At 36.6% G+C, this 21790-nt stretch carries 22 protein-coding genes, 1 tRNA gene and 1 pseudogene; 15 read left to right on the forward strand and 9 right to left on the reverse strand.

What is annotated here, in order from left to right; all coding sequences use genetic code 11:
- The 3 genes and pseudogenes from I6U49_RS11485 to I6U49_RS11495 form a co-directional block, all read right to left on the reverse strand.
- A pseudogene (locus I6U49_RS11485) lies at positions 1-965 on the reverse strand (hypothetical protein); the annotation flags it as partial.
- 177 nt (positions 966-1142) lie between these two features.
- The gene (locus tag I6U49_RS11490) at positions 1143-2468 is read right to left on the reverse strand and encodes a tetratricopeptide repeat protein (RefSeq protein WP_198628773.1); all 1326 of its coding nucleotides are present in this window, start codon (positions 2466-2468) and stop codon (positions 1143-1145) included.
- 465 nt (positions 2469-2933) lie between these two features.
- Positions 2934-3005: transfer RNA gene (locus tag I6U49_RS11495), tRNA-Arg, on the reverse strand.
- Between the two features lie 123 nt (positions 3006-3128).
- On the opposite strand from I6U49_RS11495, the gene I6U49_RS11500 reads away from it, so the two are divergent.
- The 3 genes from I6U49_RS11500 (at position 3129) to I6U49_RS11510 (ending at position 5010) form a co-directional block, all read left to right on the forward strand.
- On the forward strand, positions 3129-3431 hold the full coding sequence (locus tag I6U49_RS11500) for a hypothetical protein (RefSeq protein ID WP_198628774.1): 303 nt from the start codon (positions 3129-3131) through the stop codon (positions 3429-3431).
- 180 nt (positions 3432-3611) lie between these two features.
- On the forward strand, positions 3612-4601 hold the full coding sequence (locus I6U49_RS11505) for a DUF1028 domain-containing protein (protein WP_198628776.1): 990 nt from the start codon (positions 3612-3614) through the stop codon (positions 4599-4601).
- Between the two features lie 43 nt (positions 4602-4644).
- Positions 4645-5010 carry a hypothetical protein gene (locus I6U49_RS11510; protein ID WP_193711973.1) on the forward strand — a complete coding sequence of 122 codons (366 nt, stop codon included), beginning with the start codon at positions 4645-4647 and terminating at the stop codon, positions 5008-5010.
- Between the two features lie 232 nt (positions 5011-5242).
- On the opposite strand, the gene I6U49_RS11515 is transcribed toward I6U49_RS11510, so the two are convergent.
- The gene (locus I6U49_RS11515; protein WP_193711972.1) at positions 5243-6793 is read right to left on the reverse strand and encodes a M20/M25/M40 family metallo-hydrolase; all 1551 of its coding nucleotides are present in this window, start codon (positions 6791-6793) and stop codon (positions 5243-5245) included.
- Between the two features lie 143 nt (positions 6794-6936).
- On the opposite strand from I6U49_RS11515, the gene I6U49_RS11520 reads away from it, so the two are divergent.
- Together I6U49_RS11520 and I6U49_RS11525 are read left to right on the forward strand one after the other, a co-directional pair.
- Positions 6937-9330 carry a S9 family peptidase gene (locus I6U49_RS11520; RefSeq protein ID WP_198628778.1) on the forward strand — a complete coding sequence of 798 codons (2394 nt, stop codon included), beginning with the start codon at positions 6937-6939 and terminating at the stop codon, positions 9328-9330.
- Entirely contained in the window at positions 9330-10556 is a 1227-nt protein-coding gene (locus I6U49_RS11525; RefSeq protein WP_193711970.1) for a cysteine desulfurase-like protein, read from the forward strand. Before I6U49_RS11520 ends, I6U49_RS11525 begins: the two co-directional genes overlap by 1 nt.
- 232 nt (positions 10557-10788) lie before the next feature.
- On the opposite strand, the gene I6U49_RS11530 is transcribed toward I6U49_RS11525, so the two are convergent.
- Positions 10789-11931 (reverse strand): cystathionine gamma-synthase, encoded by a 1143-nt coding sequence (locus I6U49_RS11530; RefSeq protein ID WP_198628888.1) that lies wholly within the window; start codon positions 11929-11931, stop codon positions 10789-10791.
- 90 nt (positions 11932-12021) lie between these two features.
- Here I6U49_RS11530 and I6U49_RS11535 point away from each other — a divergent pair, with 90 nt between their 5' ends.
- The 3 genes from I6U49_RS11535 to I6U49_RS11545 are packed head-to-tail and all read left to right on the forward strand — an operon-like array spanning position 12022 to position 14070.
- Positions 12022-12813 (forward strand): DUF3298 and DUF4163 domain-containing protein, encoded by a 792-nt coding sequence (locus I6U49_RS11535; RefSeq protein ID WP_198628780.1) that lies wholly within the window; start codon positions 12022-12024, stop codon positions 12811-12813.
- 11 nt (positions 12814-12824) lie between these two features.
- Entirely contained in the window at positions 12825-13178 is a 354-nt protein-coding gene (locus tag I6U49_RS11540) for an arsenate reductase family protein (RefSeq protein ID WP_198628782.1), read from the forward strand.
- Entirely contained in the window at positions 13171-14070 is a 900-nt protein-coding gene (locus I6U49_RS11545; RefSeq protein WP_198628784.1) for a DMT family transporter, read from the forward strand. The genes I6U49_RS11540 and I6U49_RS11545 overlap by 8 nt, the downstream gene beginning before the upstream one ends.
- Positions 14071-14072: 2 nt before the next feature.
- Here the strand turns inward: I6U49_RS11545 and I6U49_RS11550 are convergent, their stop codons facing one another.
- The gene (locus I6U49_RS11550; protein WP_198628786.1) at positions 14073-14579 is read right to left on the reverse strand and encodes a hypothetical protein; all 507 of its coding nucleotides are present in this window, start codon (positions 14577-14579) and stop codon (positions 14073-14075) included.
- A 195-nt stretch (positions 14580-14774) separates the two neighbouring features.
- Positions 14775-15269: an acyl-CoA thioesterase gene (locus I6U49_RS11555; protein ID WP_193711965.1), complete on the reverse strand. Its 495-nt coding sequence runs from the start codon at positions 15267-15269 to the stop codon at positions 14775-14777.
- A gap of 214 nt (positions 15270-15483) precedes the next feature.
- On the opposite strand from I6U49_RS11555, the gene I6U49_RS11560 reads away from it, so the two are divergent.
- Positions 15484-16452 (forward strand): YheT family hydrolase, encoded by a 969-nt coding sequence (locus tag I6U49_RS11560; protein WP_198628788.1) that lies wholly within the window; start codon positions 15484-15486, stop codon positions 16450-16452.
- A 57-nt stretch (positions 16453-16509) separates the two neighbouring features.
- Here I6U49_RS11560 and I6U49_RS11565 read toward each other — a convergent pair whose 3' ends face one another.
- Entirely contained in the window at positions 16510-16935 is a 426-nt protein-coding gene (locus tag I6U49_RS11565; protein ID WP_198628790.1) for a hypothetical protein, read from the reverse strand.
- A gap of 148 nt (positions 16936-17083) precedes the next feature.
- On the opposite strand from I6U49_RS11565, the gene I6U49_RS11570 reads away from it, so the two are divergent.
- From I6U49_RS11570 to I6U49_RS11590, 5 genes are all read left to right on the forward strand, one after another.
- Positions 17084-17941 (forward strand): YicC/YloC family endoribonuclease, encoded by an 858-nt coding sequence (locus I6U49_RS11570; RefSeq protein ID WP_198628791.1) that lies wholly within the window; start codon positions 17084-17086, stop codon positions 17939-17941.
- The gene (gene gmk, locus I6U49_RS11575; protein WP_198628794.1) at positions 17942-18535 is read left to right on the forward strand and encodes a guanylate kinase; all 594 of its coding nucleotides are present in this window, start codon (positions 17942-17944) and stop codon (positions 18533-18535) included. It abuts the gene before it with no gap.
- Positions 18528-19112, forward strand: coding sequence for a nicotinate (nicotinamide) nucleotide adenylyltransferase (gene nadD / locus I6U49_RS11580; RefSeq protein WP_198628796.1), 585 nt, complete (start codon positions 18528-18530; stop codon positions 19110-19112). Before gmk ends, nadD begins: the two co-directional genes overlap by 8 nt.
- 109 nt (positions 19113-19221) lie before the next feature.
- Positions 19222-19491 (forward strand): Bor family protein, encoded by a 270-nt coding sequence (locus I6U49_RS11585; protein ID WP_198628798.1) that lies wholly within the window; start codon positions 19222-19224, stop codon positions 19489-19491.
- A gap of 59 nt (positions 19492-19550) precedes the next feature.
- Entirely contained in the window at positions 19551-19745 is a 195-nt protein-coding gene (locus tag I6U49_RS11590) for a hypothetical protein (RefSeq protein ID WP_193711958.1), read from the forward strand.
- Positions 19746-19917: 172 nt separating this feature from the next.
- On the opposite strand, the gene lysM is transcribed toward I6U49_RS11590, so the two are convergent.
- Positions 19918-20415 (reverse strand): peptidoglycan-binding protein LysM, encoded by a 498-nt coding sequence (gene lysM, locus I6U49_RS11595; RefSeq protein ID WP_198628800.1) that lies wholly within the window; start codon positions 20413-20415, stop codon positions 19918-19920.
- 377 nt (positions 20416-20792) lie between these two features.
- Between lysM and I6U49_RS11600 the strand changes: the two genes are divergently transcribed.
- Complete coding sequence (locus I6U49_RS11600; protein WP_198628802.1) at positions 20793-21788, forward strand: NAD(P)H-dependent glycerol-3-phosphate dehydrogenase; 996 nt, start codon at positions 20793-20795, stop codon at positions 21786-21788.
- The last annotated feature ends 2 nt before the right edge of the window (positions 21789-21790 follow it).

Genomic DNA, 21790 nt, shown 5'->3' on the forward strand with positions numbered 1-21790 from the left:
AAGGTATAACTACCTCCCCCATTTTCGGTATAGCTGGTAGTATTGGCATCAAAGTCTATAATATTACCCTCTGCATCGGTATAGGTGAAAGTACCATCCCCATTATCGGTCAGGTCAATATTACCTAAATCGGCATTGGTATCTTCAAGGTTCTGCTGAATCTCATCTAAAGCATCCTGTACGTTTCCGGCAGCAAGACCTGAATTGGTATTGTCGTAGCTATTACTATCTGCATTGGTATTGATATTAATTGTACTGCCATTAGCATTAGTCAAATCATAAGTCCCATCGGCGTTATCTACAAGATTGGTAGTATTAGCATCGAATTCGGTTGTATTTCCCTGAGAATCGGTAAAATTAAAGGTCCCGTCGCCATTATCGGTTATATTCGAGATATAAGAATTACTGGTTATAAGCTCAATAATTCTTTCATAGATATCTCCGTTATTATCAATATTACTTATAACATCGGCAGGAACATTTATGGTAGTAATTGTATCATCTTCACTGGTGTAAGTGTAAGTTCCATCTAAATTATCAACAAGCTTAGTAATACTTTCGTTTACAATCTCATCTAAATTTATACTTATACGATCTCCCGCCTGATCTAAATAAACAAACTCCTGATTCTCGGCATTCCAAATAACTATATTATCGGGGATATTAGAAGTAGAATCATTAGAAGTAGCTATTCTTTTCCAGCTACCGTTATACCAGTAGTAATACCCCGGTGACATACTTTGGTTAGCAGAGGTATTAAACACCAAAAGACTTTCTACATTCCCATTGGTAATTGTAGATTCATCTGTTAAATTTAAAAGTGCAACCTGAGGTATTAATAGACCTTTATCGTTTGCTACTATCTCCAATTGGCTTGAAGGATTTGGCATATCGGTTCCAATACCCACCTGGGCACTAACAGAAAAGCCAATAAAAATAAATAGCAGAGGTAATAGTTTCTTCATAGAAAGTACTTTTAGAAATGGTTTACACCAAGATTTTTTTTGGATTAAACGGTAAAATAATTCTAGGCTTAAATTTTTCGCGAAATTGCAAAATATAACTAGATAAAGCCCGTTTCACGGGTATTACATAGATACTACATCTATAAAACAACACTCAAACAGCTTACGAGCAGACAATTACAAAGAAGCCATCCATTTGTACAAATCTGTTCCTTTAGGTAAAGAAAGTTTTTTGCGCAACCTGTATTTCTTAATTTGTACGGTTTTGTGTTGAACAAATGTGAATTGAGCAATCTCTTTTGTAGAGAATTTCAACCAAATCATAGCACATAATGCGATTTCTGAATCGGTTAAATTTATTTCTGTAGCGCTTAACTTTCCATAAAGGCTTGGGTATACCTGTTTAAATTTTCCTAGAAAAGCGGGATCATTATTTCTTGCTAAATCTATAACCTCATCAAAGCTTTCATTCAAACTCTGTTTTAAACGCTCTTTTTCTTTTCTGGAAATTTCTATTTTTTTCTTTTGCCTGCTGTTATGCCGAACTATAAAAAGTAAAACAAACGAAGTTCCAACTAAAGCAGATACCCCAAATACGAAAGAATAATCAGAGTCGACATCAATTTCTTTAGAGTTATTTTCCTCTACGATAAAATTTCTAAGAGGAATACTTAAAGATTTCATTTTTGCCATGCTTAGGCTATCATTGAGGTGAATATATTCTGCAAAGTATTTATTCGAATTTTTTAGGTCACCTTGTGTTCTATACACATAACCCATTTCTTTTAAAATTTCAACACTTAGGCTTATTCTCTTTAATCTTTTCGAGATATCTAATGCTTGTTGGTATTTATCTATAGAGGTCTCAACATCTCCCATTTTAAAATAATGATAGGCAAAACCTTTTAAAATAGTAGCTTGATCAAACTTAAAAAGATAACTACTATCCAAAGCGTCTGCATAGCCATTAAGGTTCCTGTTATCCCTTATAAATTCGGCGCCAGCCTCTAAATATGACTTTGATAAATCAAAATCACTCTCTGTATCTATTGCTAATTTCGATAAGCCTCGATATGTTGAAGAAAATGGGTATATAGACAAAGATTTCTTATAATAGATAATTGCTTTCTCCGACTCACCTAATTTTAAAAAGGCACTTGCGATATTATTATAAAAAATAGCAGAAAGATATTCTCCGTTCTCAAGCCCCTTACAAAGTTCTACAGCCTTGCTCCAGGTTTTTACGGCTTCCTTAAAAAGGCCAATATTTAAATAGTTTCTTGCTAACCCACCTAATATTCGAGCCTTTACTTCCTTACTATCTCCCTTATATTGTTTAGAAATAAGTTTTAAAAGGCTTAAACTTTTCTCATATTCGGCAATATCAATAAGTACCTGCGCCTCATTTATATATTTTAGTGCACTTTTATCTGTAATAACACTTATTTCAGGCAAACCTTTATCCTGTTGCAAACTATTGGCTGCACATAAGTTAGTGCCCAAAAAAATAAGATTTAAAAGAAAAAAGAAATATAACGACCTGATAACCAGAATTTTTATTGTTTAATACCATTCAAAATAAGTAAGTTTTACTTTGAATAGTATTAAAAGTTTGTAAAGAAAAGATTACAAATATAAACCAACTCTTTTAAAAACCAGGGGGGTTGATAGAACAATTAACACATTACAAGCACAAGAGGTATAGAAAAAAATTGTAGTTAATAAATTGATAATAAGCTATTTAAACCGAAAAAGAATATAAGGTTATTTATAATACCTAAAATAAAAACAACAAGAAATAATATTCAGCTAACAAAGTTACCTCTATTATTACATCTTCATAAGATTCAAATAACCTGGGGCAAGCTTAACCTGGATATAAAGCCACATCTAGCTTCAAGGCAAACTTTTATTCTTCTATTACGAAAAAGAGTTTAGTGCATCTAACGGTTTAAGATACCAAAAAAGTAGCCTCGCCAGGAATCGAACCTGGATCTAAAGTTTAGGAAACTTCTATTCTATCCGTTGAACTACGAGGCCCTATAAGTGCCACAAAAATAATAATGTTTTCAGAAATTCATCATATTAAAACTTAAAACTTCCGGTAGTTTCCCGGCTTTTTTTAACTTTAATCTTAAAGACATATTTTTAAAATCAACCTCTATGAAATTTTTTGCCCTAAGCTTTTTTACAGCACTCATCTTTTTTGCCAATACCTGTAACCGCCAGGAAACAGAAGGCCAAATGGAACTTACCGGTAAAATAGAAAGCCAGGGAATTACTTCTTATCAATATGGCACACATGTTCTAAAAACGGAAAATGAATTCTATGCGTTAAGAAGCGACAAAATAGATCTGGATAAATTTATCGGAAAAGAAGTTACGGTTTCCGGCTCAAGGATAGATGGTTATCCAGTAGATGGCGGGCCTCTCTATATTTTGGTCACCAATGCAAAACAATTATAAATCATTTCTATATCAAGTGGTGTCTTAAAACACAAAAAGAGAATTTAGTGAATTATTTCCCGGGAAGCCAACGAGGTATTAAATGAGAATTTTTTGAATTTAGAGGCAAGCCACGAAACATTTAATCTAGATTATCGAGTAAAGTTTCGTTATCTTGGTTTTAAACAGAAATCAGGTATTATGAAAAATTTTTTACTCTTTACGGTTATCACTTTCATATCTTTTTTGAATGGCCAGGCCCAAAATCCGGAGATTAGCGGAGATCCATTTGCACATACCTATTCTATTGTTGCCAGGGATGCAAAAACCGGAGAAATGGCTGTTGGTGTTCAAAGTCATTGGTTTTCGGTAGGACCACTAGTCGCCTGGGGAAAATCGGGAGTGGGTGTAGTTGCTACGCAGTCGTTTGTAAACCCGGCTTTTGGCCCGGAAGGTCTTAAACTTTTAAACAAAGCTTATACTCCCGAAGAAGCTTTAGAGAGCCTTATTAATAACGATGAAGCCCGTGATTATAGGCAATTGGCCATTCTAAATAAATTTGGGCAAAATGCAGCCTATACCGGGAAGAATTGCGTAGCTGAAGCGAGCCATATTACGGGTGAAAATTTTGCAGTTCAGGCCAATATGATGTTAAACAACAAGGTTGTACCTGAAATGGCTAAAGCTTTTACCGAAAATATTAACCTACCCCTGGCCGAAAGAGTACTTAGGGTTTTAAAAGCTGCTCAAAAAGCCGGTGGGGATATCCGCGGAAAACAATCGGCCGCATTAATTGTGGTTGGACCAGATAAAGTTGAAGAAGTCTGGAAGGATAAAAAAATAGACCTAAGAGTAGACGATCACGAAAATCCGATAGAAGAACTGGACCGGTTGCTAAGAACAGCCCGGGCTTACCAGTTTATGAATCGTGGCGATCTCGCTATGGAAACGGGGAATGTGGAAGAAGCACTGAAACAATACAGCACAGCCGAAAACATGTTTCCAAACAACCTGGAAATGCGATTCTGGAAAGCAGTAGCCCTTGCCAATAGCGATAGACTGGAAGAAGCAAAACAAATTTTTCAAAGAATCTTTGATAAAGATAAAAACTGGAAAATTATGCTAAAGCGTTTGCCCAAAGCCGGCCTCATAAATCTTAGTAAGGGGGAATTAGAGATGCTTACTGAGTAATCTACACATATTTAGTATCTTTATCACTTAAAATAATGCTGTTATGAAAATTACCTTTAATAAAATTCTATTGGGAATTGCCGTTGTATCACTTACGGCTTTTACGTCTTGTAAAGACGCAGAAAAGAAAACTGCTGAAGAAACCCAAACTATCCAAAATACCCAAATGAGTGGAAACACATCTGAAAATGCAGAAACCCCAGATGTCAACCCTCCACATGGCCAACCTGGACATCGTTGTGATATGCCGGTAGGAGCATCTTTAACCGAGTCAAACAGCTCAAGCCAACAACAGGAAATGACCTCATCTCCCATAAGGCTTAGGGAAGACAAACCAACTAAAAACCCTGCACACGGGGAACCCTATCACGATTGTAGCATTCCCGTAGGTGCTGATTTGAAAGGTTAAATCTAGAAGATTCTATAAATTAAAACGTCATTACGAACGGAGTAAAGTAATCTGCCATTAAATTACAGATTATTCGTTCCTCGTAATGACGTTTTTTTAGTTCGTCATCCTGACTTGTTTCAGAGCCTGCCCCGATTATTTTTTCGGGGATCTAAGATCTTGAAAATAAAAACAAGTTCAGCTTGACTATATAGAGAAAAAAAAATCAAACAAGCTTCTTATTAATAAAAGCCTAATCTAATCCTCCTCTTCTTTCTCCATCTCTTGGCTCAGGCCAGGTCATTTGCTCACCGGTTCTTCGGTTAATTGGCAAAACGGCCTTTTCTCGTGAGGTAGTTTCAGGATCTTCACTCGCCATATAAGTCATAATAGCAGTCAAAATCACATTGCTGCGTACATCATCAAAAACAATTTTATCGTACGTATCTAAATTGGTATGCCAAGTATAATCCCAATAAGACCAGTTTAAAGAATTCAGCATAAAAGCAGGTGCTCCTGCAGCCACAAAAGAAGCGTGATCTGTTCCACCACTGGAAGGGGTTCCAGGGAAGGAAGTCTCAATCTCAGATTTTATCTCCTGAGGCACCGGCTCTAACCAACTGCTTATATAATCGTAAGCATGCAAAAATCCTTGTCCGTTAATAGTTTTTACCCTTCCGGTTCCGTTATCCTGGTTAAACAAAGCCTGTACATTAGCCACAATTTCGGGGTTATCTTTTACAAAAGCACGAGAACCGTTAAGCCCTTGCTCTTCTCCACCCCAGTGTCCGGCTATAATAGTTCGCTTTGGGTTTGGATATAATTTCTTTAAGATTCGCATTGTTTCCATCATCACCATGGTGCCGGTACCATTATCGGTTGCTCCGGTACCACCATCCCAGGAATCAAAATGTGCCGAAAGAACAACATATTCTTCAGGCTTTTCGGTTCCTTCAATCCTTGCAATGGTATTAAATGTTGGCATTTCTCCAAGATCTTTAGATTGGGCAACTACCTTTATTTCGGGCGCATTATTGTTTTCTGCTAAACGGTAAAGCAATCCATAATCTTCTAAAGAAAGATCTATAGTAGGAATATCATTGGTATATGCACCAAACACTTTGTTAGCACCAAAACCGTGAGACCAGTTAGAAGTCACAATACCCACTGCACCGGCTTCTTCCAAAACTTTTGGGAGTTCGCGATAGCTATAACCGGTATTTTGAACTCGGCTTCTCCATAGAGAATCGGTTTCTTTTATGCTTTGTTGCATGTTCTTCCACGATTTTTCTGTGGCCCACTCTTCCCAGTTATATGGTGGCCTTCCGGTAGGTTCATTTACCGAAATCATCACAAATTTTCCTTTAACTGAAGAAAGCATATCGGCAAAGGCATCAGGGCTACTTGCTTCCGGTAAAATCACTACCTCGGCAGTTACGCCTTTTTTTCCTGTAGAAGGGCTCCAGGCCAATTGTCTTCCGTGCAAGGTTCTTAATCTTGGTTCTACAAGGTCTATATGGGTAATTCCACGTTCCCAGCCACGCCAGGTTCCATATTCCTCATTTTCGGCAGAAATTCCCCAGCTTTCATATTTTTTTACCGCCCAGTCATGTGCATTTTTCATTTGTGGAGTCCCAACCAATCTAGGACCAATCACATCTATCATCTCGTGACCCAGCTCCTCTAATCTTGAATTTTCATTGACCTCGGTTACAATCTTGTCTACCATTTCTTGCTGAGCCTGTACCTGTAATGTGCCGGCCACAAGAAATAAACTAAAAAGTGTACGTAAATTTTTCTTCATACTGTTTTAATCAATTTTTAAAAATAAAGGCTAAAGATATCAATTATATCTAATCTATCTTAAGGCTTAAGCTTTATCATTTTTAGCATTTTAACTATATTGCCGCCTGCTATTAAAAAATAAACCCACAACTCCTTAAATTGATGAAAAAGATTTTAGCCTATTCCTTCAAGTTTAAATTTCATGTTCTCTTTTTAACACTCTTAAGTTTTGGTTATACAGGAGTTTCCCAAACCAGTGAACTTTCGGTAGAAAAAGTAATGCAAGACCCTAATTGGATGGGGAATTTTCCCTCTAATATAAAGTGGAGTGCCGATAGTGAAACCATTTATTTTGATTACAATCCCGAGCAGAATGTTTCTGATTCACTTTACAAGATTGAATTGCGAAATACTTCAAAAATAAAGAAGGTAGATCTAAAGGAAGAGCAAAATTTAAGTCCGCGATATGGCGATTTCAATAAAGACCGAACTGCAAAGATTTTTAGCGAGAATGGAAGCCTTAAACTTTATAATATAAAAACCGGTAAAACCACCCAACTCCTTGATCTTTCAAAAGCAATTGAAAACCCAAAATTTCTTGCTAACGAGGACAAAGTCAGCTTTATTTTAGATAAGAATGCTTTTGTTTATAATAGAAAAGAAGGTAGTATTAAGCAACTTACCAATATTAAAACCGGTACAGCAAAAGACGGGAAAGAAAAAGAAGTTTCAGAAAAAAATGCCTGGATAAGAGACGAAAACCTGGAACTATTACAAGTGGTAAATCAGCGAAAAACCAACAAAGAAAATAAAGAAGCATACAGGGAAGCCACGGCTAAAAAGGAACAATTTAGCTTCTACCTTGAAGATAAAAACCTAAGTAACCTTCAGGTTTCGCCTGATGCAAAATTTGCAACTTTTAAACTTATTACCCGTGAACGCGGCGAAAATACTGAAGTTCCAAATTATGTAGATGAATCTGGATACACCGTAAACCTGCCCGCACGAAGCAAGGTTGGTGAGAATAATACTAAAGTTGAGCTTGCTATTTACAATTTCGAAAAAGATACGGTTTACACCTTAAACACAAGTGAACTTCCCGGAATTACTGATTTACCGGATTACGTTAAAGATTACCCCGATAAAGACTGGGAAGAGACCGAGAGGGAAGTAGTTCCAACTACGGTTTATTTTTCAGAAAACGGCGAGCACGCTGTAGTTAATATTAGGTCTAAAGACAATAAAGACCGCTGGATAGCAAAAATTAACCTTGAAACAGGCGCCTTAAATACACTAGATCGCCAGCGTGATGAAGCCTGGATTGCAGGTCCCGGAATTGGCTACACCTTTTACGGAGGCGAAGAAATGGGGTGGTTACCAGATAATAAACATATCTATTTTCAAAGTGAAGAAACGGGATACTCTCATCTTTACCTGTTGGATGTTACCACCGGAAACAAAAAAGCACTTACCCAGGGAGATTTTGAAGTTTTTGACCCCGAGCTTTCTAATAACAAAAAGCATTGGTTTTTAACCACTTCAGAGGTTGGACCCGGTGAACGTCATTTCTATAAGATGCCGGTGATGGGCGGTAAGATGGAAAAACTAACTAAAATGGAGGGCAATAATGATGTTTATCTTTCTCCAGATGAAAAACACATGGCCATTTTATATTCCTATAGCAATAAGCCCTGGGAATTATACCTAAAGAAGACAAAAGCAAATGCTGAAGCCAAACAACTAACAGAAGGGCAATCTGAAGCATTTAGCAGTTACCCCTGGAGAACTCCTGAGTTGATAGAGTTTAAAGCCAGGGACGGTGCTATGGTTCCGGCCAGGCTATATATCCCTGAAGCCGATGTAAAAAATAACGCTGCCGTGGTTTTTGTGCACGGTGCGGGCTACCTGCAAAATACACACAAATGGTGGAGCAGCTATTTTAGGGAATATATGTTCCATAACCTTTTAACAGACCTTGGGTATACTGTTATAGATATAGATTACCGCGGAAGCGCAGGTTATGGTCGCGACTGGAGAACAGGAATTTACCGACATATGGGTGGAAAAGACCTTTCTGACCAGGTAGATGGCGTGGAATATTTAGTTAAGAATCACGGAATAAATCCCGAAAAAGTGGGGATTTATGGTGGAAGTTATGGTGGCTTCATCACTTTAATGGGAATGTTTACAGAACCCGAAACCTTTAAAGCCGGTGCCGCCTTAAGATCGGTAACCGATTGGGCGCATTATAATCACGGTTATACTTCCAATATTTTAAACGAACCCGCCGCCGATCCTATTGCTTATAAAAGATCTTCGCCCATTTATTTTGCTGAAGGCCTGGAAGGCGATTTATTAATTGCCCACGGAATGGTAGATGTAAATGTTCATTTTCAGGATGTGGTAAGGCTTTCCCAACGTTTAATTGAATTAGGGAAAGAAAACTGGGAAATGGCAGTTTACCCGGTAGAAGATCATGGTTTTGTAGAACCCAGCAGTTGGACAGATGAATATAGAAGAATTCTAAAATTATTCAACGAAAGCCTTTTAGAGTAATGGATATTGAATATGTAAGAAGCCAGTTTCCGGCATTGGAAAGAGAATTCACTTTTATGGATAATGCCGGGGGTTCGCAAACTTTAAGAAAAGTAGCTGAACGCATTAGCGGTTATTTGTTACACCATAATGTGCAGTTAGGTGCTTCCTACAAAGTTTCAAGGGAAGCAGGAGAAAAACTCAATTATGCCACCAAAAAAGTATGCGAATATATAAATGCAGCAAGACCTGAAGAGGTGGTTATGGGACCTTCTTCCAGTATGCTACTACGAATTTTAAGCACTTGTATTAGCAAGCAATGGAAGGAAGGCGACGAAGTAATTGTTACCAATACAGACCACGAAGCCAATGTTTCTCCCTGGACCGATTTAAAGAATAAAGGAATAAACGTAAAGCTTTGGAAAGCAAATCCCGAAAGCCTGGAACTTGAACTAAGCGACCTCAACAAACTACTCACCAAACGCACTAAGCTCGTAGCTGTAACCCACGCATCCAATATTTTAGGAAGTATAAACCCTATAAAAGAAATTGCAAAAACCGTACACAAAGCCGGTGCGCTTATTTGTGTAGATGGAGTAGCTTACGCTCCGCATAGACGTATAGATGTTAGAAAGCTGGATGTAGATTTTTATGTGTTTAGTTGGTATAAAACCTTTGGGCCCCACCTGGCCGTTATGTATGGCAGATATAATCTGTTACATCAAATGGACGGTATAAACCATTATTTTTTTAAGAAAAAAGATGTGCCTTATAAATTTCAACCAGGAAACTTCAATTTTGAACTCACTTACAGCCTATTAGGAATTACAGAATATTTTGAACAATTATTCAAAAACGAATTTCCCAAAGCGAAAAAGGTAGGTTTCCAGGACAAGATGAATAAGGTCTTTGAGCATATTAGCAAGCATGAAGAGCGAATTAGTAAACCCCTAATTAATTATTTATCTGAACATCCAGATATTCAAATTATTGGCAAAGCCACTGCCGATAGGAAAAAAAGGGTCCCCACCATTTCATTTGTTCATAGCACGATGAAAAGCGATGAAATTGTTGAACGTGTAGATGATTATCGTGTAGGCATTAGGTTTGGGGATTTTTATGCCAAAAAGCTTATTGAAGACGCAGGTTTAAAAGAAAAGAATGGGGTTGTGAGAGTTAGTTTGGTTCATTATAACTCTTTAGATGAAGTAAAAAGATTGATTTGGGTTTTAAAGAAGGTGATTTAGTCAATTCGCGGTAACTTATTTCTAATTGATTATAATTAAAAAACTCAATTTTGAGTTCGTCAAGCTGAATTTGTTTCAGCTTCTAACTTATTTGATTCTGAAATAAATTCAGCTTGACGGTTTATTTTTTTGACCTAATTTACTAATATAAAATTCATTATGAACAGAGTAAAGTAATCTATATATCCTTTACTGCAAATGGAAAGATTACTTCTCTCCCTCGAAAAATCAACTAGCCTAAAGCTTGCTTCAGGTCTTGTATTAAATCTTCTTCTTCTTCAATCCCTACACTTAACCTGATAAGAGAATCTACCACTCCTGTTTTTTCCCTTTCTTCTTTGGGTATAGATGCGTGAGTCATACTTGCAGGGTGCCCGGCTAAAGATTCCACACCTCCCAGTGATTCGGCCAGGGTAAATACCTTTAGTTTTTCTACGATTTTGGTAGCACTTTCCAGTGTATTTTCTTTTGTGGTAAAAGAGATCATTCCTCCAAAATCTTTCATTTGTTTTTTCGCGATCTCGTGGTTTGGATGATCTTCAAAACCCGGCCAGTATACTTTTCCCACGTTTGGGTGTGTTTTTAGAAATTTTGCGATTGCAGCTCCATTTTCACAATGCCGTTGAATTCTAAGGTGCAGGGTTTTAATTCCTCTCAGTACTAAAAAACTATCCTGTGGTCCGCAAATAGCACCACTGGCCTTTTGGATAAAATAAATTCTATCCGCTAATTGTTTATCGTTAACAACCAGACTCCCCATAACCACATCGCTATGACCACCTAAGTATTTTGTAGCGCTATGCATTACAATATCGGCACCAAGCTCCAAAGGCTGTTGTAAATAAGGCGTGGCAAAAGTATTATCTACCGCTAACAGTAAATTGTTGGCTTTCGCGATTTTAGCCACCGCTTTAATATCAATAATATTCATCATTGGGTTGGTAGGTGTCTCTATCCAAATTAATTTGGTATTTTCATTTAGATAGCCTTTAATATTTTCGGCTTGATTCATTTCAATAAAATGAAATTTAACACCAAAATCTTCAAAAATACCGGTAAACAAGCGGTAAGATCCACCGTAAAGATCTTTGGTTGTAATAATTTCATCCCCGGGCTTAAAAAGCTTTAAAACAGCGTCTATAGCAGCAAGACCAGAGCCAAATGCAAAACCAAAATTTCCGTTTTCAATACTGGCAATAGACTTTTCCAGGGCTGTTCTTGTAGGGTTTGCGCTTCGGGAGTATTCATAGCCTTTATGACCCCCTGGAGTACTTTGTGAATAAGTACTGGTTTGATAAATTGGTGGCATCACAGCACCGTATGCAGGATCTATATTTTCCTGCCCCCCGTGTATTGTCTTGGTATTAAATTTCATAATTTTCAGGTTTATAGCAAAAGTAACAGGCTCATTGTCTTTACGCAAAATAGGTTTATCTTTATTCACTTTATTTAACAGCTTTTTTTTATGTGCCGAAAATTTCTTTCCCTCCTTGTTATTTTTGTCTTTCTAAGTGCCTGTCGCGATGAAAAATCTGATGCGGGTGTAAATCAGGTAAAAGGTGATATGGAAGCCTTAAGCTTTTATGATGAAGGCCTATTACCTAAGGATTTTGAAGATTGTAAAAATGCCAAATGCCCAAAAATAAGGGTAAACTATTTAAAGTTTAGGGAAGATCGCGAAGCTGCCCTGGCAATGAATCGTTATAATGAAAAAAACCTTATTAAGATATTTGATAATGCTGAAGAAACTACGGAGAACAAAAGTGTTAAAGCAGCCGTAGAAGAATTTATTAAAGATTATCAGAATTTTAAAAAGGATTTTCCAAATTCTGCTATTGGTTACGAAGTTGAAATTTCTCAATCGGTTTTGAGCCAAACTAAAGATTTATTGGTTCTGGAAACAGATTTCTACATTTTTACCGGGGGTGCCCACGGTTATGGCGCTAAACGTTTTGCTAATTTTGATGTGGCCTCAGGCGAATTATTAGATCATGAAGATTTGTTTTCGAACCTGGATGCTTTCCGAAATTATGCTGAAAAAGAATTCAGGAAAAAATACAAAATTCCGGAAGGGGAAAACATTAATGCCAAAGGATTTTTCTTTGAAAATGATACATTTGCGCTTCCGGAAAATATAGCTGTCACCAAAAATAGGGTTATCCTGGTCTATAATCGCTACGAAGCCGCCAGTTATGCCGAAGGGGAATTAAAGTTGTCTTTTCCGAAGAATAAAGTAAGCGAATGGCTTAACTACTAATTAAACTAGCTATGAAAAAAGTATATCACCTCTCCAGTTGCAACACCTGCCAAAAGATTATAAAAGAATTGGAATTGCCAAACTCTTTTGAGCTTCAGGACATCAAAGCAGAAGAAATTACCAAAGAACAGGTAGAAGAGATGCACGCGCTGGCCAAAAGTTATGAGGCATTATTTAGCCGTAGGGCACGCCTATATCGTGAAAGGGAACTCAATAAAAAAGAGCTCTCTGAACAGGATTATAAAGACCTTATTTTAGATCATTATACTTTTCTTAAAAGACCCGTGATTATTTATAATGACGAAATTTTTATAGGCAATTCTAAAAAAACCGTCGCGGCGGCCAAAGCTGCTATTCATGGATAAGAAACGCTTTCTGGCCATACTTGCGGCCATTGGCGCCGGCACAATTTATGGCCTTAACCATACTATTGCCAAAGGTGTGATGCCTACCTATATTGAACCTTTTGGATTTATATTTCTAAGGGTTTTTGGGGCGGCAATCCTTTTTTGGAGCATTAGCTGGCTGGGACCTAAAGAAAAAATTGCTACTTCAGACTGGCCCAGGATTTTAGGTTGTGCCGTTTTTGGAATGGTCATTAACATGCTATTTTTCTTTAAGGGGCTAAGTTTATCTACTCCAATAAACAGTTCGGTAATTGTAACACTTTCCCCGGTTATGGTGCTTATCCTGGCATCTATTCTAATAAGGGAACGTATCACTTTATTAAAAACACTCGGAATTATTGTAGGCCTGGCCGGCGCATTGGTTTTGGTGCTTTTTAGTACCGATAGTACCGAAAATGCACCCAATATTCCCCTCGGAAATGTACTTTTTATAGTAAACGCATTTAGCTATGGGCTATATCTTATTTTGGTAAAACCACTTACCGCAAAATATCACGCGCTTACTTTAATGAAATGGTTATTTCTTATTGGGGTTGTTATCAATTTCCCCATCACCATTGGCGAATTTACCGAAGTAAACTGGAGCAGTTTACCGTTTGATGCTATTTGGAAAATGGCATTTGTGGTAGCCGGAACTACATTTTCTACCTATTTACTCAATATTTATGCTTTAAAACAACTTTCGGCATCTACCATAAGTGTTTTTATTTACCTACAACCGCTTATTGCGATTGTATATGCCATTTTAATTGGCGCCGATGAGCTTAACCTGGTAAAAGCAGTTGCGGCCATATTAGTTTTTATAGGAGTTTATATGGTAACCAAAAAGAAAACCGAAGTTCGGACTTAATTTTAATCCTCTAGTTTTTTAGCCAATTTTTTTAAATAAGCCTTATTGGCCTTAATTGCTGAAAGGGGTGCGGTAAAAGTACTTACCCTACCAATTGCAGGAAAACTAAGCTTGCCTTTCGCGATTGAATTTGCCAGAAGTATCTGCACATAATTGTAAAAAAGAATGATTTTTTGCAGCAGATTGATTCGTTGTTTTTGGAAACCCAGTTTTTCGGCAGTTCGGTCGTTAAGAATATAGCTTGTACCCTCCAGGCTTATTTTTTCTGCTTCTTTTTCGCTGTATGAATCGCCAAGTTCTATTAAACCTAAAATATATTGATTAAGAATAAATCGTATACGTTGCTTTCCCTTCCAATTTCTATCAATCATATAATAATAATCAAATAGGGTTCCGCCGTGTATTATAATTTTTTCGTTTTTCTCTTTTTCGGCAATGAAAAGCGGAGTATAATAGATTAATTTACCTTGTTTTTTACCCTGGGGCGTATCTATAAATGGCGCGAGCAAAGTAAGTATAAGCGGGGCTATAAACAAGGGCAAATAATACCATTCAAAAAATATAGCTATTAGGCCGAATAGTAAAAAAATAAAAAAAGCAAGCCCGGAAAACTTAAGAATCTCCCGGGTTTGTTCTTTGTCTGATTTTATATAGAAATTATGCTTTTTGATAAGAAAATGTCATTAAGTGTAAAAAAGGGATTTTTAGAGTCCTATTTTCTCTGGCTCCACGTGTTGTGGACGTTTTCCAAATTTCCTGGTATCTTCTTTGGTTAAAACTTTAAAGTCATCGGTATGGCCCAAACTGTCCAGGTTATCACGCAGGGCTTTGGGGAGTTTTGTAAGCTTTCTTTCTTTTAAATCTATCCAGGCTCCCATCATCTCACAGCTGGCAAAATTTTGACCATTTTCATCATAAAAATTATGCAAAAATTCAAAGTACATGCCATCCTCGGCAAGACCTTTTAATTGTAAAGTAACTTTAATAGGTTTCCCGGCAAACACTTCTTTAAAATAATAAATATGCTCATAAAATACCACCGGACCAATGTTTTCTCTAGCCAAGTCTTCCTGGCCAAAACCATTTTCCATTAAAAAAGCCATTCGGGTATGGCTCATAAAATTCACATAAGCCGTATTGGCCAAATGCCTATTGGCGTCTATATCGCTCCAGCGTATTTCAAATTCTTTCGTGTACATGTTCTCTTCTACTTTTTTCAATAAAACTAAGCATAATTAGTATGCATGCATAAGTATTTTAAAAATTTCTACTGTACAGTATACTACAGTTTAAAATGAAGGAAGTTTATTTCAACCTGATTTTCTCTAAATAAGCTTTGGAAAATCACATATAGATTATAGACTTATCAACAAGATTCTTCCCTTAGCATAATACTACTTAACTTTGTACGCTATGCCTATACTTAAAACTAAATATAAAGCGCCCGGGATTTTCAAAAACGCTCATATAGCCAGCATTTATGCAGCTACGCTTAGAAAAGTAGCTTATAGTTTTCATACTGCAGACCGTATAGAATTAAGCGATGGAGATTTTTTAGATTTGGAGCGGGGTTTTTATTCTCCAAAAAATGACAAAATTATAATTCTACTTCATGGGCTTGCCGGAAACGCTAATAGACCCTACATGCTGGGAATGGCAAAACAGTTTCAGGACCAAGGTTGGGATGTGGCTTCTCTAAACTTTAGAAGTTGTAGCGGAGAAATGAACCGGCTATATCGAAGTTACCACGGCGGCGCTACCGAAGATCTACAAGCAGTAATAAAATTTATACAACAGGAAAACCAGTATAAAAAAATAGCCCTAATTGGTTTTAGCCTGGGTGGAAATTTACTGTTAAAATATCTGGGCGAACAGGCTCATATTCCTTCCGAAATCAAATCGGCGGTAGCCATTTCTACCCCTTGCGACCTTGCAGCTTCCCTGAAAGAGCTTAATAGAACCCGTAATTTTATATACTCAAAACGTTTTTTAAAAAACCTGAAAAAAGAGCTAGAACTAAGGCAAACCCATTTTCCCCAAAAGATTACTAAAGAAGAGATCACACAATGCAATTCGCTGCTGGCCATAGACGAAGTATACACAAGCAAGGCACACGGATTTAGAGATGCAGCAGATTATTATAAAAAATGCAGCTGTATAGGTTTTCTATCAAATATAACCACTCCCACGCTTCTGTTAAACGCAAAAAACGATTCTTTTCTTTCGGCTCATTCCTATCCTGAAGAAATAGCAAAAAAATCTAAATTTCTTTATTTAGAAACCCCTAAACACGGGGGGCACGTGGGCTATATTCAACATAATAAAGCCTATTATCACGAAGAAAGAGCCCTGGCCTTTATAGAAGAATTAAAACAAGCTTAAAAATACTAAGCGAAAAAAGTCCTTAGGCGTAGTTAAGCATATGGATTGCCCCACAATTTAATATTCATACAAAATACTTTCAACCGAGTTTTCAATATTTAATTGAACTTTGTTTCCATTAACTTTTAGGTTCGAAATATCAAAAATAAGTTCTTTTGTGATGTAGGCTTCGCATAACTCTTCATTTTTTAACGACAATCTTAAATTCCTTTGTGGTATCCCAGATTCCAAAATTTCTCCTGAATCAATTAGTTTTACTTCCCAGGTATCTCCATTACAACCTCCGGCACTAAAATTAACTTTTAGACAGTTATTGTTTATCTCTAAACTATTAATAGTTAAAAAATTAGAAGGCGCCTCTATATAATCTTCCGTGCTAATTATAGTTTTTAGATCACAGTTGTTTTGTTTTTCATTAGTGTCATCACTAGAACAGCTAAACAAGGCAATTCCCAGTATTAGTAAAATGAGTATTTTATTCATACTACGTTATTTGTGTTTTTATTAGATGCAGATTTGACGGATTAGTTGCGCAGCTTTCCGCTAAAGTTTTAGAATCTACAAAATACCTTTTTGGCGGCTTTGCACTGCTATAGAATTGATTATCTTTGCACAAGCTTAAAAATCACTCATGATCCAGTCAATGACAGGTTTTGGGAAAAGCATAACGCAACTCCCAACCAAAAAGATAACCGTTGAAATCAAATCGCTAAACAGCAAAAATCTTGATGTAAACGCCCGAATTCCTTCGCAATATCGCGAAAAAGAACTTCAACTAAGAAATACAATTTCAAAATCGCTTAATCGCGGAAAAGTAGATTTCTCCCTTTATGTAGAGATTACAGGTGAAGAAACTACGGCCTCTGTAAACACCGGCGTAGTTAAAAATTATATACAGCAATTAAAGAATATTGTAGACGGCAACGAAACCGAGTTGCTAAAAATGGCTGTTAGAATGCCTGATGCGGTTACCACCGAGCGTGAAGAGATTGATGAATCTGAATTTAAAGCCATTGAAGCCGCCGTAATTGAAGCTTTAGAGGAAATCAATACATTTAGAAAAGACGAGGGAAAAGCTTTGGAAAAAGACCTAAAGCTTAGGGTAAATAATATTGAGACTTTATTGCAGGAGGTTCTAAGGATTGATCCCGAGCGAATTGATGCCGTTAAAGAACGCTTGCGAAAAGGAATTGCCGATCTTAAAGAAAATGTAGATGAAAACCGTTTTGAACAGGAACTGGTTTACTATATTGAAAAATTTGACATTACCGAAGAAAAAGTAAGACTGGAAAACCACCTTGCTTATTTTAACGAAAGCATAAATTCACCCGATTCTAACGGCCGAAAACTTGGTTTTATTTCTCAGGAAATGGGGCGTGAGATCAACACCATTGGCAGCAAATCTAATTATGCCCCTATGCAGCAATTAGTGGTGCAAATGAAGGACGAGCTTGAAAAAATTAAAGAACAACTTTTAAACGTACTTTAAATGGGTAATGGTAAACTTATTGTATTTTCGGCCCCCTCTGGATCGGGAAAAACAACCATAGTTCAACATTTGTTGAAGCACAAAGAGCTAAATCTGGAATTTTCAACTTCTGCAACCTCGCGCGCTCCCAGGGGCGATGAAAAAGATGGACAGCATTATTATTTTCTATCTTTAGAAGACTTTAAAACAAAGATTAAAAACGACGAATTCCTGGAATGGGAAGAAGTATATCGGGATAATTTTTACGGAACTTTAAAAAGTGAAGTAGAGCGTATTTGGGCCGAGGGAAAAAACGTAATTTTTGATATAGACGTAGTTGGCGGATTGGATATAAAAAACATCTATCCAGATAAAACCCTGGCGGTTTTTGTGAAGCCCCCAAGTATTGAAGAATTAAAAATAAGGCTGAAAAAACGTAAAACTGAGACCGATGACAAGATTAATATGCGTGTAGCCAAGGCCTCCATCGAATTGGCCACGGCTCCGCAATTTGATTTTATTATTGAGAACCATCATTTGGATACTGCGCTAAAAGAAGCTTACGAGTTGGTGGCTAGTTATGTTGGTGCAAAAAAACCAGCTAAAAATGAATAGGAAAGTAGGTTTGTTTTTTGGGACGTTCAATCCAATTCATACCGGGCATCTTATTATCGCCAACCACATGGCAGAGTTTTCAGATTTAGACGAAGTTTGGTTAGTGGTTACACCTCATAATCCACATAAAAAGAAAAGTACGCTTTTAGCTAATCACCATCGTTTGGACATGGTTTATAAAGCCTGTGAAGGTTATGAACATTTAAAACCCTCTAATGTAGAGTTTAACTTGTCCCAACCAAATTACACCTGTATTACCCTGGCACACCTTCAGGAAAAATATCCTACCAACACATTTTGCCCAATTATGGGGGAAGACAACCTAAAAACTTTTCACAAGTGGAAGAATTATGAGGTAATCTTAGAAAATCATGAAATCTATGTTTACCCTCGAATTTCTGGAGGAGAGGTTGAAAATGAGTTTAAAAACCATCCAAAAATTAAACGGGTAGACGCTCCCGTGGTTGAAATTTCTTCAACATTTATAAGAAGAGCGGTAAAAGAAGATAAATTTATAAAGCCCTTGTTAACCCAATCTGTTTGGGATTATATTAAACTTATGAATTTTTATAGGTAATTCTATTTTAACATAGATTTTTTACTAATTTCGCGCCACCCTACTCAAAAAATCATTTTTTAACAATTTAATTTTATTCATTATGATTAAAAAAACTACCAAACTTGGTATGGTTGCCGCGGTGGCTTCTATCTTATTAACTTCTTGCTATTCTTACACAAGTGTTGTAGGTGAAGGCGCTCAGGGAAATCAGGAAAAAACTGAATGGAACCATTACGTAGTATACGGTTTGGCACCAGTAGGAGTTTCTGATTCTAAAGAAATGGCTGAAGGGGCAGAAAACTACAATGTGCACACTAGACAAACCTTCGTGAATGGTTTAGTATCAGCTCTTACCTTTGGTCTATATAGTCCAACTACTACTACTGTAACAAAATAAGAAATATAAAAACCCGGTGGGCACTTTATAGCCCACCGGATTTTAAATATCCTATTCAATTGAAAAATTTTTTTTTCTTCGTTTGTATTATAATCTCCCTGTTTTTAACCTGGAAGGTATTTAAAATTGCTTTGGTAGACCTCAATAACCTAACCGAATATGGTTGGGGATATTTTGTGGGAGAAATTATTCTTCTTTTAATTTTTATCTTTCTTTCCTGGAGATTATTCCCCAAATCTCAAAAAACCAATTAAAACTCAATCCAACACCGTACTCAATAACAAAAGACTGTTTAAAACCTTATTTTGGCCATTCTACTTAGCTGATTGAACCTACTTTTTTCATGGTGGAACTACAAGCTTTAGGACGTCGACTGCCCTCAATGTAACAACCTCAAAACTTTAAACAGTCTTTAATCTTTATTTCTTATTGTTGCTGTGGAATTCTTAAAACCTGGCCGGGATATATTTTATCCGGATCTTTAAGCATTGGTCTATTGGCTTCAAAAACCACCATATACTTATTGGCATCTTTATAGTATTCTTTAGCAATCTTACTTAAATTTTCACCACGTTCTACTGTGCGAAAACTAGCTTCAGGCGCTTCTATTTTCACGGCCAACCTATCATCTACCCTTGCAATCCCTTCAGAATTTCCTATTAAAAGAACAATTTTCTCACGAATTTCCTGAGAATCTGCCAACCCATATACAGTAGCCGTATTTCCTTCAATATTAATTACCGGGTTCTCTACAGAAAGATCAAATTTTTCTATTATCTCCAGTAGTTTACCGGCAGCCTTTACATTCTCTTTTCGTAATATCTCATTCTTTGCTTCAGATACTTCTATATTCTCTTCTTCCTGCTCCTTCACCTTACCAAATATTTTCTCTCCGGCATCTTTTATAAATGAAAACACCCCCATAACACTGATAATTAATTTATTACACCGAAAAATACAAAAGAAATAGAATCCAACACTTGTTTTAATTCCTAAAACTTTGTTAGATTTTTGCCAGCCTACTGTAAGAAAACAAAAACCGCAAAGCAGAGTTAAATTTTGCATTTGCGGTTTTCAAACTAAATAACCAACCAAAAACTAAGAAAATCCTTTTATTAAAAGAAAGCTCTTTGTTAATAGACTAACGCACTAAATCTTTTAGAATTGTGAATTATAAAATTTATATATGTTAAACTTTTAGGACAATTTTTTAGCTAATAATTAATAAATAGCTTTATAAACCCTATGCTTTTAGATATACTTAGAAAATTGTTTATTTTTGGATTACAGAAAATCAATCTATGAATAAGTCCCCAAAGTTTGCCGTTATTGGCGGCGGTAGCTGGGCTACTGCAATTGTAAAAATGCTTAGTGAAAATGTAGATACCATATATTGGTATATGCGAAGCAATTATGCCATTGAACATATTAAAAAACAAGATCATAATCCAAACTATTTGAGCTCGGTTGAATTTGATATTAACCAACTAGAGCTTAGTAATGATATTAATAAAACAGTTGCCGCGGCAGATTACCTTATTTTTGCTATCCCTTCAGCATTTGTAAAACGGGAATTAGATGCTTTAACCGTCTCTCTGGAAGATAAAATTATATTTTCGGCAATTAAGGGAATTGTACCCGAGAGCAGCCTTATTGTTGGTGAACACTTTGAAGAATACCATCAGGTTCCCGCCAATAACATTGGCGTTATTACAGGTCCGTGCCACGCCGAGGAAGTAGCCCTGGAGAGACTTTCTTACATCACTATTGCCTGTACCGATGAAAAGAAAGCCAAATTACTTGCAGATAATTTAAGCAGTGAATACATAAAGTGTAAGCTAAGCGACGATGTTACGGGAACCGAATATGCAGCAATGCTGAAAAATATTTATGCAATTGCCGCCGGAATAGCTCACGGATTAGGTTATGGAGATAACTTCCAGAGTGTGTTGATGAGCAACGCGATAAAAGAAATGAAACGCTTTATCAAGAAAGTACACAATATGAAGCGTAACATTAACGATTCTGCATACCTTGGTGACCTTCTGGTAACGGGATACTCTGTATTTAGCCGAAATCGTATGTTTGGAAATATGATTGGTAAAGGCTACACCGTAAAGAGTGCCCAAATGGAAATGAGCATGATTGCAGAAGGTTATTACGCTACCGAGAGTGCTTATAAAATAAACAAAGATAAAGGGGCAAAAACACCTATAATTAATGCTGTGTACGGAATTCTTTACGAAGGTAAAAACCCTAAAAAAGTAATTAAAAAACTAGCCGAAAAGCTTACATAAGC

Source organism: Salegentibacter maritimus (genome assembly GCF_016236915.1).
Classification (GTDB): Bacteria; Bacteroidota; Bacteroidia; order Flavobacteriales; family Flavobacteriaceae; genus Salegentibacter; species Salegentibacter maritimus.

Excerpts from the sequence above, each read along its gene's own strand:
- I6U49_RS11540 (WP_198628782.1), top strand. The coding sequence starts at position 12,825 with ATGAAAAAAGTATATCACCTCTCCAGTTGCAACACCTGCCAAAAGATT.
- I6U49_RS11525 (WP_193711970.1), top strand. The coding sequence starts at position 9,330 with ATGGATATTGAATATGTAAGAAGCCAGTTTCCGGCATTGGAAAGAGAA.
- lysM (WP_198628800.1), bottom strand. The coding sequence starts at position 20,415 with ATGGGGGTGTTTTCATTTATAAAAGATGCCGGAGAGAAAATATTTGGT.
- I6U49_RS11555 (WP_193711965.1), bottom strand. The coding sequence starts at position 15,269 with ATGTACACGAAAGAATTTGAAATACGCTGGAGCGATATAGACGCCAAT.
- I6U49_RS11600 (WP_198628802.1), top strand. The coding sequence starts at position 20,793 with ATGAATAAGTCCCCAAAGTTTGCCGTTATTGGCGGCGGTAGCTGGGCT.
- I6U49_RS11560 (WP_198628788.1), top strand. The coding sequence starts at position 15,484 with ATGCCTATACTTAAAACTAAATATAAAGCGCCCGGGATTTTCAAAAAC.
- I6U49_RS11565 (WP_198628790.1), bottom strand. The coding sequence starts at position 16,935 with ATGAATAAAATACTCATTTTACTAATACTGGGAATTGCCTTGTTTAGC.
- I6U49_RS11500 (WP_198628774.1), top strand. The coding sequence starts at position 3,129 with ATGAAATTTTTTGCCCTAAGCTTTTTTACAGCACTCATCTTTTTTGCC.
- I6U49_RS11515 (WP_193711972.1), bottom strand. The coding sequence starts at position 6,793 with ATGAAGAAAAATTTACGTACACTTTTTAGTTTATTTCTTGTGGCCGGC.
- gmk (WP_198628794.1), top strand. The coding sequence starts at position 17,942 with ATGGGTAATGGTAAACTTATTGTATTTTCGGCCCCCTCTGGATCGGGA.
- I6U49_RS11545 (WP_198628784.1), top strand. The coding sequence starts at position 13,171 with ATGGATAAGAAACGCTTTCTGGCCATACTTGCGGCCATTGGCGCCGGC.
- I6U49_RS11520 (WP_198628778.1), top strand. The coding sequence starts at position 6,937 with ATGAAAAAGATTTTAGCCTATTCCTTCAAGTTTAAATTTCATGTTCTC.
- I6U49_RS11585 (WP_198628798.1), top strand. The coding sequence starts at position 19,222 with ATGGTTGCCGCGGTGGCTTCTATCTTATTAACTTCTTGCTATTCTTAC.
- I6U49_RS11530 (WP_198628888.1), bottom strand. The coding sequence starts at position 11,931 with ATGAAATTTAATACCAAGACAATACACGGGGGGCAGGAAAATATAGAT.
- nadD (WP_198628796.1), top strand. The coding sequence starts at position 18,528 with ATGAATAGGAAAGTAGGTTTGTTTTTTGGGACGTTCAATCCAATTCAT.
- I6U49_RS11570 (WP_198628791.1), top strand. The coding sequence starts at position 17,084 with ATGATCCAGTCAATGACAGGTTTTGGGAAAAGCATAACGCAACTCCCA.
- I6U49_RS11535 (WP_198628780.1), top strand. The coding sequence starts at position 12,022 with ATGTGCCGAAAATTTCTTTCCCTCCTTGTTATTTTTGTCTTTCTAAGT.
- I6U49_RS11505 (WP_198628776.1), top strand. The coding sequence starts at position 3,612 with ATGAAAAATTTTTTACTCTTTACGGTTATCACTTTCATATCTTTTTTG.
- I6U49_RS11510 (WP_193711973.1), top strand. The coding sequence starts at position 4,645 with ATGAAAATTACCTTTAATAAAATTCTATTGGGAATTGCCGTTGTATCA.